A 10,847-nucleotide genomic window follows, 5' to 3' on the forward strand; every position below is an offset into this window, starting at 1 on the left:
CCCGGACGAGCCCGCCCAACGGGACGCTACGGCAGCGGCGCGGTCACAAAGCGAGGATGCCATGAGCGAACGCGAATCGATGCCCTATGACGTGGTGATCGTCGGCGCTGGCCCGGCGGGGCTGTCGGCTGCGATCCGGCTGAAACAGCTTGCGGCCGAAACCGGCGGCGAGCTGGCGGTCTGCGTCCTGGAAAAGGGGTCCGAGGTCGGCGCGCATATCCTGTCAGGTGCGGTGATCGACCCGATCGCGCTCGACGAGCTGCTGCCCGACTGGCGCGAGGATGGCTGTCCGCTGGCCGAGGTGCCGGTGACCGAGAACCTCCACTGGATCCTGAGCGCGACCAAGCAGCGCAACCTGCCGCACGCGCTGACCCCGCCCTTCATGCACAATAAGGGCACCTATACCGGCAGCTTGGGCAACCTCTGCCGCTGGCTGGCGGGCAAGGCCGAGGAACTGGGCGTCGAGATTTTTCCCGGTTTCGCCGCCGCCGAGATCCTGTTCCACGAGGATGGCCGGGTAAAGGGCGTCGCGACCGGCGACATGGGCGTCGCGCGCGACGGCACGCACAAGTCCGATTACCAACCGGGGCTGGAGCTGCACGCCAAATACACCTTCTTCGCCGAGGGTGTTCGCGGTCACCTGTCCAAGGAGATCATCCGCCAGTTCGACCTCGCTCGCGACAGCCAGCCGCAGGTCTATGGCCTGGGCATCAAGGAATTGTGGGATATCGACCCCGCCAAGCATGTGCCGGGGCGGGTGATCCACACGCAAGGCTGGCCGCTGGGCCATGACGCCAATGGCGGCGGCTTCATCTATCACCAGGCGGGCGGGCAGGTCGCGCTCGGCTTCGTGACGTGGCTGAACTACACCAATCCGTACATCTCCCCCTTCCAGGAGATGCAGAAGTGGAAGACCCATCCCGCCATCGCCGAGCTGCTGAAGGGCGGCAAGCGCGTCTCCTACGGCGCGCGCGCGATCAATGACGGCGGGTTGCAGGCGATCCCGAAGCTGACCTTCCCCGGCGGCGTGCTGGTCGGTTGTTCGGCGGGCTTCCTGAACGTGCCGCGCATCAAGGGCACGCACGGCGCGATGAAGTCGGCGATGCTGGCGGCCGAGGCGGCGTTCGCGGCGGTGCAGGCGGGGCGCGAGGGCGATGAGCTGACCGATTACCCCGAGGCGTTCCGTGCGTCCTGGCTCTACAAGGAGCTGTCGACGGTTCGCAACGTCGTGCCGCTGGTCAAGAAGTATGGCGACACGCTGGGCTCCGGCTTGGCGGGCGTGACCATGTGGGCCGAGCATTTCGGCCTGAAGATGCCCTTCACCATGAAGCACAAGCCCGATCACGAAAGCCTGTGGCGCAAGGATCAGGTGAAGAAGCCCGATTATCCGAAGCCCGATGGCGTGCTGACCTTCGATCGCCTGTCCTCGGTGTTCCTGTCGAACACCAATCACGAGGAGGACCAGCCGGTCCATCTGACGCTCAAGAACGCGGATGTGCCGATCGCGCACAACCTGCCCTTGTTCGACGAGCCTGCGCAACGCTACTGTCCCGCCGGTGTTTACGAGGTGGTGGGCGTGGAAGAGGGCGATCCGAAGTTCGTGATTAACGCCCAGAACTGCGTCCACTGCAAGACGTGCGACATCAAGGATCCGACCCAGAACATCAACTGGGTCGTGCCGGAAGGTGGCGGAGGACCCAATTATCCCAATATGTAAGTGCGCCGTTTCCCGTGCCCTGACCGGATTGCTTTTGGTCGGGGCGTGCTGGTCCGCTCCCGTATTGGCGGCGGTGGAGATACCCCGCTCGCCGCTCTCGGCCTATCTGGCGGCGCGGGTTGCGGCGTCGGAGGGGCGTTCGGCGGCGGCCACCGACGATTATGCCGTCGCGCTGACCGGCTGGCCCGACGATCCGGCGATCGCGGTGCGCGCCTATCGCGAGGCGATGATTAGTGGCGATGTGCCGCTGGCATTGAAGGCCGCACGCGTCATGGAGTCCGAGAATGTCGCGCCCATCGACGTGGCGTTGCTCGATCTGGCGATCGCGGCGCGCAAGGGCGACCGGGCGAGCTATGACGCGGCGTTGACCCGGATCGACGGCGGAGCCCTGCGCATCCTGTCGCCAACCTTGCGGGCCTGGGCGGCCTGGGCCCGCAGGCAGCCGGTCGAGCCCGGCCTCGACAGCGCGGGCAAGGAGCCGGTCGCGAGACGGCTGGCCGACGAGCATCGCATATTGCTGGCGCTGGCGAGTAAGCGGATCGACCCGGCTTCGGCCCGTGTTCTGCTCGAGACAATGCGCGCGGCCCCCGACACCCGTATCGCCGCGGCCGAGATCATCGCCGGGCGCGGCGACGAAGCCAATGCCCGTGCGCTGCTCAGCGATCCGCTGGTATCATCCGACCGCAAGGCGCTGGGCGCCAAACCCGATCTCGGCTTCGGCGTCTCGCAATTGCTGGTGCGGATCGGCGGCGAATTGGCGAGCGAGGGGCCGCGTCCGCTGGTCATCGCACTGACCCGCACCGCCCTGATCGCCGACCCGGACAATGACCGTGCGCGGCTTATCATGGCCGAGGCCCTGTCCAAGGATGAGGCCTGGGACGCCGCCATCGCCGCCATCAAGGACGTGCGCCCGCGTGGCGCCTTTGCGCATCGCGCCGCGATCGTTCGTATCGGCCTGCTCGCCGCGGCCGATCGTGGCGGTGAGGCGCTGATGCTGGCACAAGGCCTGGCGACTGCGAAGGACTCCGGCATCGATGATTGGCAGGTCTATGCGGACCAGTTGATCGCGGCGAAGCGTCCGGCGGACGCCGTGCCCTGGTATGAACGCGTGACGCGCGCCGACCCCGCAATCCCCTGGGCGGCGTGGCTGCAATATGGCGGCGCGCTGGATCAGGCGGGGCGCAAAGACGAAGCGGACGCGGCACTGGCCAAGGCCGTCGAGCTTGGCCCCGACGAGCCGCTTGCCCTCAACTATCTGGGCTATGCGCGGATCGAACGCGGCCAGGACGTGCCCGGCTCGCTCGCGCTGCTCGAAAAGGCAAGCAAGCTGGCGCCCGACGATGCTTCGATCACCGATTCGCTGGGTTGGGCCTATTTCAAGGCCGGGCAGACCAAGCGCGGCCTGCCGCTGGTCGAACGCGCCGCCATGACCGAACCTGCCAATGCCGAGATCAACGACCATCTCGGCGACATCTATTGGGCGCTGGGGCGACGTTACGAGGCGCGCTATGCCTGGCGTGCGGCGGCGCTGACGGCGGACGATGGCGAACAGGCCCGGCTGGCTGCGAAGATCGCGGGCTGACCGGCCTTGCCGTGCGGGCGCGTGCGACGCATGGGATGGGCATGACCGTTATCGTCGAGACCGCCCCGGCCAAGATCAATCTGGCACTCCATGTCCGTCGTCGCCGCGACGATGGCTATCACGAATTGGAGACGCTGTTCGCCTTTTGCCGCGACGGCGATGTCGTGACGGTCGAGCGTGCCGACAGCAATAGCCTGACACTGACCGGCCCGTTTGCGGGCATATTGGCTGGCGAAGCGCAGGACGACAATCTGGTGATGCGCGCCGCGCGCGGGTTCTGCGCGCGGTTCGGGGTGAGCGATGCGCATGCGATTACCCTCGACAAGCATCTGCCGGTCGCCTCGGGCATCGGTGGGGGCTCGGCGGATGCGGCGGCGACGCTGCGCGCGCTGGCGAGGCTGCATGGCGTTGCGACCGATGATCCTGCGCTCTTCTCACTGGCGGCCGCGCTGGGCGCGGACGTTCCCGCCTGCCTGCTGGGGCAGACCGCACGCGGCGAGGGCAAGGGCGATGCACTGCAACCGCTGGAGTCGCTGGGGGATCGGCCGGTCCTGCTCGTCAATCCTGGGGTCGGCGTTTCGACGGCGGCGGTGTTCGCGCGCTGGGACGGCGTGGATCGGGGTGCGCTGGGGGAGGGCGAGGTGATGGACGTCGCGGCGGCGGGGCGCAACGACCTGGAACCGCCCGCGCGCGCCATCGCGCCGCAGATCGATGCGGTACTCGCCCTGCTCACCCGGGCGCCGGGCGTCGAACTGGCACGCATGTCGGGATCGGGCGCGACCTGCTTCGCGATTTTCGACGAAACGGAGGCGCGTGATGCGGCTGCGACGACGGCGCGGGAACGGGGCTGGTGGGCCCTGACAAGTTTTTTACGATAGGCTTTGTTCGCATCTTGTTCTCATAGAACAAAGTGCATACATTGCAGATGCGTTGAATGGACCACGCGCTTGGTCTAGCGAGGGAAGCATCTGATGGCCGCCAATCTGAAAGTGATCGAAACAGGCATGGCAACCGCAAACGCAGACCGGCAAAAGGCGCTCGACGCCGCACTCGCCCAGATCGACCGGGCATTCGGCAAGGGCTCGGCGATGAAGCTGGGGCAGAAGGAGGCGATGCAGGTTGAGGCGATCTCGACCGGCTCGCTCGGCCTCGACATCGCGCTGGGCGTAGGCGGCTTGCCGCGCGGCCGCGTGATCGAGGTCTATGGCCCTGAATCCTCGGGCAAGACCACGTTGGCGCTGCACGTCATCGCCGAGGCGCAGAAGATGGGCGGCACCGCTGCCTTCGTCGACGCCGAACACGCGCTCGACCCCGTCTATGCCAGGAAGCTGGGCGTCAATATCGACGAACTGATCGTGTCGCAGCCGGACACCGGCGAACAGGCGCTGGAAATCACCGACACGCTCGTCCGCTCGAACGCGATCGACGTGCTGGTGGTCGACTCGGTCGCCGCCCTCGTGCCGCGTGCCGAAATCGAGGGCGAGATGGGCGACAGCCATGTCGGGCTCCAGGCCCGCCTGATGTCGCAGTCGCTTCGCAAGCTAACCGGCTCCATCAGCCGTTCGCGCTGCATGGTGATCTTCATCAACCAGCTGCGCATGAAGATCGGCGTGATGTACGGCAACCCGGAGACGACGACGGGCGGCAATGCGCTGAAATTCTATGCATCCGTCCGCCTCGACATCCGCCGTACCGGCGCGATCAAGGATCGTGAGGAAGTGACCGGCAACGCGACCCGTGTGAAGGTCGTGAAGAACAAGGTCGCGCCGCCGTTCAAGCAGGTCGAATTCGACATCATGTATGGCGAAGGCATCTCGAAGATCGGCGAGATCCTCGACCTGGGCGTCAAGGCGGGTCTGGTCGAGAAGTCGGGCAGCTGGTTCTCCTACGACTCGGTGCGGATCGGGCAGGGGCGTGAGAACGCCAAGAATTACCTGCGCGACAATCCCGACATGGCCGACCGCCTCGAACGGGCGATCCGCCAGCGCACGGAGAAGGTCGCAGAGGAAATGATGACCGGCCCCGACGCCGAGGACGACATCTGATGACATACGGCTCGCCAGCGATGGCGGGCCGTTTTGTTGTGGGATGCGTGAAGGTACGGGGCGGGCGATGACGAGCGGGATGGATTGGTGCGGTCGCGTCGGCGATGTCTGGGCGGCGGAGTGGCGTCGCACCGACCGCAGCCTGGCGGACCTGTCACGCCATCTCGATGCCGCGATCGCTTCTGTCGCACCTGAAACCGGCCACGCACTCGATATCGGCAGCGGTGCCGGTGCGACCAGTCTGGCGTTGCGGGCGGCACGGCCGGGACTTTGCGTGACGGGGGTCGACCTGTCGGCGGAGCTGGTCGCGGTGGCGCGGAGCCGGGCGGGAGAGGTGGCGGGCGACCGTCTGCACTTCCGATGCGGCGATGCGCTGACCGTTTCGGCGGACGAAGGCCCGTTCGACCTGATGTGTTCGCGCCACGGCGTCATGTTCTTTCCCGATCCGGTGGCGGCGCTCACGAGCCTGCGGGGGGCAGCGCGTGATGGCGCGCGGCTGGTCTTCTCCTGCTTTGCGGAGAGAGCGGCCAACGGCTTCGCGACGCTCGCCGATGCGGCGATCGGTGTCGCGCCACCGGAGGAGCAGGGATACGTGCCAGGCCCCTTCGCCTTTGCCGACATGAACCAGGTAAGTGACTGGCTGACGGAAAGCGGGTGGCAGCCTGACAGCACCGCGCGCGTCTCCTTCGACTATGTGGTGGGAGAAGGCCGCGATCCGCTCGAGGATGCGCTGTCCTTCCTGTCGAAGATCGGTCCCGCCGCGCGCGCCTTGGCGCAGGCCGCGCCGCCGGAGCGTGAACGCATCCTGAACGCTCTTGGCGCCCGGCTCGCGGAATATCGGGTCGGCGATCGGATCGCGCTGCCAGCAACGGCCTGGATCTGGCAGGCGACGGCTTAGACCGGATCGACATTCACGCTATTCCTCCCCTTCTAGAGCATGATGACATGAGATGAACGCACCCCTCCCCTTCAGGGGAGGGGCCGGGGGTGGGGCGCTTCCGCAAGCGTGAGGCCTATGGCGAGGCCCCACCCCAACCCCTCCCCTGAAGGGGAGGGGCTCTCCTTGGTTCAACGCAACGTCATCACGGTCTAGCGGAGGTGGCGGGCCGGAGGCCTGACGGAGGGGTGTTCCGGTTGGAGAGGCTGGACTTTCCCCACCACCGGCGACACCCCTCCACCATCCTTTGGGTGGTCCCCCTTCCCCTTGCAGGGGAAGAATGTGTGGCATCTTGCCTGAATGTCGATCGGCCCTGGTGCAATCGCCATTCGGCCCATTCTTCTCTTGTCACGAAGGCAATGGGTCGCAGGCTTACAGAAGGGGCTTCCGATAGGGTCTATCCCTGACCACCATCCTTGGGATCAAGCCTTTTTGCGCCGCTCCGGTCATGGCTGATGCATCGCTCGCCAATTGTCCGGTTCGCACCGCGTTGCACCCCGACCCGTTCCTGACGCGTTGTCGCGCGCGACTATGGGGAACAGCCATGACGATCATCGTCCATCATCTCGAAAACAGCCGCTCGCAACGCATTCTCTGGATGCTGGAGGAACTCGGTCTTCCTTATGAGGTCAAACGCTACAAGCGCGACCCCAAGACGATGCTGGCCCCCCGCGAGTTGCGCGCTGTGCATCCGCTCGGCAAGTCGCCGGTGATCGAGGATGACGGGCTGGTGATCGCCGAGACGGGCGCGATCATCGAATATCTGGTTGGCAAAGGGGACGGCCGTCTGGGGCCGCCCGCCCACCGGGAGGCGATGCAGCGCTGGCGTTTCTGGCTGCATTATGCCGAAGGTTCGCTGATGCCGCCGCTGTTCGTGACGCTGGTGCTCAGCCGTATCCCGGTCATGGGCAAGGTGGCGATGAAGCGGTTCCAGCCCATGGTCGACCGGCATCTGGATTATGTCGAAAGCGAACTGGCGCGTTCGCCTTGGTTCGCGGGCGAGCAGATGACCGCCGCCGACATCATCATGAGCTTCCCGCTGGAGGCCGCCCGGTCGCGCGCCGGGCTGGACGAGCGCCGCCCCGCCACCATCGCGTGGCTAGAGCGGATTCATGCCCGCCCGGCCTATCAGGCGGCGCTCGCCAAGGGCGGACCCTATGCCTATGCGTGAGGCATAGGGTCTGGCGGTCAATGCCCCCCGATCTGGCGGAAGCTGTCGGGGGCGTCCTTCGCGGGCGTGCCCGAGGGGGCGTGGAGCGACGCCAAATCGACCGGCTCGGGCGGATCGAGCGGACCTTCCCACTTGGCGATGACCGCGCTCGCCACCGCATTACCGATTACGTTCGTCGCCGAGCGGCCCATGTCGAGGAAATGGTCGACCGCCAGGATGAGCAGTAACCCGGCCTCGGGAATGTTGAACATCGGCATGGTCGCGGCGATCACGACCAGCGAGGCACGGGGCACGCCCGCAATCCCCTTCGACGTGACCATCAGGACCAGCAGCATGGTGATCTGCTGCCCGATCGACAGGTCGATGCCATAAGCCTGCGCGATGAACAGCGACGCAAAGGTCATGTACATCATCGAGCCGTCGAGATTGAACGAATAGCCCAGCGGCAGCACGAAGCTGGCGATGCGCGGCGGCACGCCGAACCGATCCAGCCCCTCCAGGATGCGGGGATAGGCGGCTTCGGATGAGGCGGTTGAGAAGGCGAGGATCAGCGGTGCGCGGATATGCGCGATCAGGTCGCGGATGCGCGGCCCGATGAACAACGTGGCGACGCCGAGCAGCACGCACCACAGCAGGAGGAGCCCCAGATAGAAACTGCCCATGAAAATGGCGAGCTTGCCGATGACCGACGGCCCCTGCTCGGTCAGCGTGCCCGCGACGGCGGCGAATACGGCGACCGGCGCGACGCGCATGACGTAATCCGTCACCTGCAGCATCACTGCGACCAGCGCGTCGACCGCACGGACGAGCGGTGCGGCCCGCTCGCCGACCGCCGTGATCGCGACGCCCAGGAAGAGCGATCCGATGACGATCTGGAGGACTTCGTTCGTCGCCATCGCCTCGATCAGCGAGGCGGGGACGAGGTGGGTGACGAACTTCTGCAAGTCGAACCCAGCTTTCACCACCCCGCTATCGGCGGTGACGGCGGGTAGCGGCAGGTTCAGGCCGACGCCGGGTTGGAGCAGGTTGACCAGCAACATGCCCAGGCTGAGCGACACGAGGCTGGCCGAGATGAACCAGGCGAGCGATCGGATCCCGATTCGACCCAGTGCCCTGGTGTCGCCCATCTGCGCGATGCCCGACACCAGGGTCGCGAAGACCAGCGGCGCGATAATCATCTTTATCAGCCGCAGGAACACGCCGGTGACGAGTGCGAAATAGCTGGCGATCGTCTTGAGTTGCGCGGCCGCCGCCGCGCTGCCGTCGTTCAGCGACAGGTTGAGCGAAAGCCCTACGACCAGCCCCAGGACGAGGCCGATGAAGATGTACAAGGTCAGCCGCTTGGCCATGCATACCCCAAATTAAAATCCACGGGCGAGCCAAGGGCATTGCGGCGCTCAGGTCAAGAATTCTATCGTTACCGTCATGCAGACCCTGTTGTCCCGCCGCGCGATGATCGCGGCCGCCGCCCTGCCGTTTCTCGTCCGGCCGGGCCTGCTTCGCGCCGCAGAGCCCGATCTGGCGGGGCTCTCCGACATGACCGGCGGGGCGGTGCCGATCGGGCGGCAGGAACGCCAACGGCGGTTGGCACGGGCGCAAGCGCTGATGAAGGCGAACGGCATCGGCGCGATCCTGATCGAGCCGGGGTCGAGCATGGTCTATTTCACCGGCGTCCGCTGGGGGCGCAGCGAACGGCTGACCGCCGCGATCCTCCCGGCCGAGGGCGAGCCGTGCATCGTCACGCCCTTTTTCGAGGAACCCTCCGTTCGTGAGACGCTGGCCGTGCCCGCCGAAGTCCGGGTGTGGCAGGAGGATCAGAATCCGCTGGCCATCGTCGCGGGGTTCCTGCGCGACCGCAAGCTGGTCGGGCGGCCGGTCGGGATCGAGGAGACCGCGCGCTTCTTCGCTTTCGACGGGCTGCAGAAGGCGCTGCCGGGGGTGCGGCTGGTCTCGGCCAATCCGGTAGTGCGTGGATGCCGGATGGTGAAGACCCCGGCCGAGATCGCGCTGATGCAGCTGGCGACCGACGTGACGATGGCCGCCTATCGCTGGGTCTATCCCCGTGTCGAGACAGGCATGACCGGCGCGGAGGTGGGCGCTCTGATGAGTGCGGCCACCCGCAAGCTGGGCGGCGCGCCGGAGTTCAGCATGGCGCTGATCGGCGAGGCCTCGGCCTATCCGCACGGCAGCAAGCAGGTGCACCGGGTCGCGGACGGCCAGGTCGTGCTGATGGATTGCGGCTGCACGGTCCACGGCTATCAGTCCGACGTCTCGCGCACTTGGGTCCATGGCCGGGCGAGCGCGGAGCAGCGCAAGGTCTGGGACATTGTGGCGAAAGGCCAGCAGGTCGCGCTTGCCGCCGCCAAGATCGGGGCACCGGCGGGCAGCATCGACGATGCGGTGCGGCGCTTTTACGAAGCCCAGGGCTATGGGCCCGGCTATCGCCTGCCCGGCCTGTCGCACCGCACCGGGCACGGGATCGGCATGGACGGGCATGAGCCGGTCAACCTGGTGCACGGCGAGGCGACGCCGCTGGCACCGGGCATGTGCTTTTCCGACGAGCCGGGGCTGTATCTGCCCGGCAAATTCGGGATTCGGATCGAGGATTGCTTCCACATGACCGAGGCGGGGCCCGCCTGGTTCTCGACGCCACCACAGTCAATCGAGACGCCCATCGGATGAACGACGCACTCGACGAACGAGGCTATGCACTCTGGCCGATGTCGCTAGACGCGGATGAGCGGCTGGAACTGGCCGGATTGTTCGAGGACTGGCCTGCCCGGTGCCCCGGCCGACGTATCGACCCCGCAAGGGCCGCCGCGCTCTCCGGCGTCCGGCGGCTGATTGCGGATCGGGCGTCGACGATGCGCCCGGTACGGGCCCTGCTCTTTGACAAGACAGACGGGGCCAATTGGGCGCTGGCTTGGCATCAGGATCGTACGATCGAAGTCGCCGAGCGGTGCGAGGTGGATGGCTTTGGGCCTTGGACCGTCAAGCGCGGACGGCTGCATGTCGCTCCGCCCGTCCAACTGCTCGAGCGCATGGTGACGGTGCGTTTTCATCTTGATCCGGTTGATGTCTACAACGCGCCGCTGCTTGTCGCCCCAGGGTCGCATCGCTTCGGCCTCATTCCCGAGGCGTCGATCGAGGACATGGTCGCCCGCTGCGGCGAAGCCCCATGTCTTGCGGAGCCGGGATCAGTCTGGCTCTATCGTACTCTCATCCTGCATGGGTCCGCCCGGGCGAGCCCAGGGCGGCATCGACGGGTTTTGCAGATCGATCTGTCGGCGGACGAACTGCCCGGTAGGCTGCGGTGGGCGACCGATTGCGATGCGACGGACCGCCCCGAACGCGCGGGCGCTTGAGCGCGCGCGAAACCTCGCCTAAGCCCCGTG

At 66.6% G+C, this 10,847-nt stretch carries 9 protein-coding genes; 8 read left to right on the forward strand and 1 reads right to left on the reverse strand.

Annotated elements, in window-relative coordinates:
- The first annotated feature begins 61 nt into the window (after positions 1–61).
- From AC1GI4_RS00985 to AC1GI4_RS01010, 6 genes are all read left to right on the forward strand, one after another.
- Positions 62–1,717, forward strand: a complete 1,656-nt coding sequence (locus tag AC1GI4_RS00985) for an electron transfer flavoprotein-ubiquinone oxidoreductase (RefSeq protein ID WP_479628212.1) — start codon at positions 62–64, stop codon at positions 1,715–1,717.
- A 73-nt stretch (positions 1,718–1,790) separates the two neighbouring features.
- Entirely contained in the window at positions 1,791–3,299 is a 1,509-nt protein-coding gene (locus AC1GI4_RS00990) for a tetratricopeptide repeat protein (RefSeq protein ID WP_479628213.1), read from the forward strand.
- A 41-nt stretch (positions 3,300–3,340) separates the two neighbouring features.
- A complete protein-coding gene (locus AC1GI4_RS00995; protein ID WP_479628214.1) occupies positions 3,341–4,177 on the forward strand; it encodes a 4-(cytidine 5'-diphospho)-2-C-methyl-D-erythritol kinase in 837 nt (278 codons plus the stop codon).
- Positions 4,178–4,270: 93 nt separating this feature from the next.
- The gene (gene recA / locus AC1GI4_RS01000) at positions 4,271–5,344 is read left to right on the forward strand and encodes a recombinase RecA (RefSeq protein ID WP_479628215.1); all 1,074 of its coding nucleotides are present in this window, start codon (positions 4,271–4,273) and stop codon (positions 5,342–5,344) included.
- Between the two features lie 67 nt (positions 5,345–5,411).
- A complete protein-coding gene (locus AC1GI4_RS01005) occupies positions 5,412–6,242 on the forward strand; it encodes a class I SAM-dependent methyltransferase (protein WP_479628216.1) in 831 nt (276 codons plus the stop codon).
- 583 nt (positions 6,243–6,825) lie between these two features.
- Complete coding sequence (locus AC1GI4_RS01010) at positions 6,826–7,452, forward strand: glutathione S-transferase family protein (RefSeq protein ID WP_219020101.1); 627 nt, start codon at positions 6,826–6,828, stop codon at positions 7,450–7,452.
- A 17-nt stretch (positions 7,453–7,469) separates the two neighbouring features.
- Here AC1GI4_RS01010 and AC1GI4_RS01015 read toward each other — a convergent pair whose 3' ends face one another.
- On the reverse strand, positions 7,470–8,801 hold the full coding sequence (locus AC1GI4_RS01015) for a dicarboxylate/amino acid:cation symporter (protein ID WP_479628217.1): 1,332 nt from the start codon (positions 8,799–8,801) through the stop codon (positions 7,470–7,472).
- A 76-nt stretch (positions 8,802–8,877) separates the two neighbouring features.
- Here AC1GI4_RS01015 and AC1GI4_RS01020 point away from each other — a divergent pair, with 76 nt between their 5' ends.
- Positions 8,878–10,134, forward strand: a complete 1,257-nt coding sequence (locus AC1GI4_RS01020) for a M24 family metallopeptidase (RefSeq protein ID WP_479628218.1) — start codon at positions 8,878–8,880, stop codon at positions 10,132–10,134.
- Positions 10,131–10,817: a phytanoyl-CoA dioxygenase family protein gene (locus tag AC1GI4_RS01025; protein ID WP_479628219.1), complete on the forward strand. Its 687-nt coding sequence runs from the start codon at positions 10,131–10,133 to the stop codon at positions 10,815–10,817. Before AC1GI4_RS01020 ends, AC1GI4_RS01025 begins: the two co-directional genes overlap by 4 nt.
- The last annotated feature ends 30 nt before the right edge of the window (positions 10,818–10,847 follow it).

The organism is Sphingomonas sp. 77B (assembly GCF_056497825.1).

Excerpts from the sequence above, each read along its gene's own strand:
- AC1GI4_RS00985 (WP_479628212.1), top strand. The coding sequence starts at position 62 with ATGAGCGAACGCGAATCGATGCCCTATGACGTGGTGATCGTCGGCGCT.
- AC1GI4_RS00995 (WP_479628214.1), top strand. The coding sequence starts at position 3,341 with ATGACCGTTATCGTCGAGACCGCCCCGGCCAAGATCAATCTGGCACTC.
- recA (WP_479628215.1), top strand. The coding sequence starts at position 4,271 with ATGGCCGCCAATCTGAAAGTGATCGAAACAGGCATGGCAACCGCAAAC.
- AC1GI4_RS01005 (WP_479628216.1), top strand. The coding sequence starts at position 5,412 with ATGACGAGCGGGATGGATTGGTGCGGTCGCGTCGGCGATGTCTGGGCG.
- AC1GI4_RS01010 (WP_219020101.1), top strand. The coding sequence starts at position 6,826 with ATGACGATCATCGTCCATCATCTCGAAAACAGCCGCTCGCAACGCATT.
- AC1GI4_RS01015 (WP_479628217.1), bottom strand. The coding sequence starts at position 8,801 with ATGGCCAAGCGGCTGACCTTGTACATCTTCATCGGCCTCGTCCTGGGG.
- AC1GI4_RS01020 (WP_479628218.1), top strand. The coding sequence starts at position 8,878 with ATGCAGACCCTGTTGTCCCGCCGCGCGATGATCGCGGCCGCCGCCCTG.
- AC1GI4_RS01025 (WP_479628219.1), top strand. The coding sequence starts at position 10,131 with ATGAACGACGCACTCGACGAACGAGGCTATGCACTCTGGCCGATGTCG.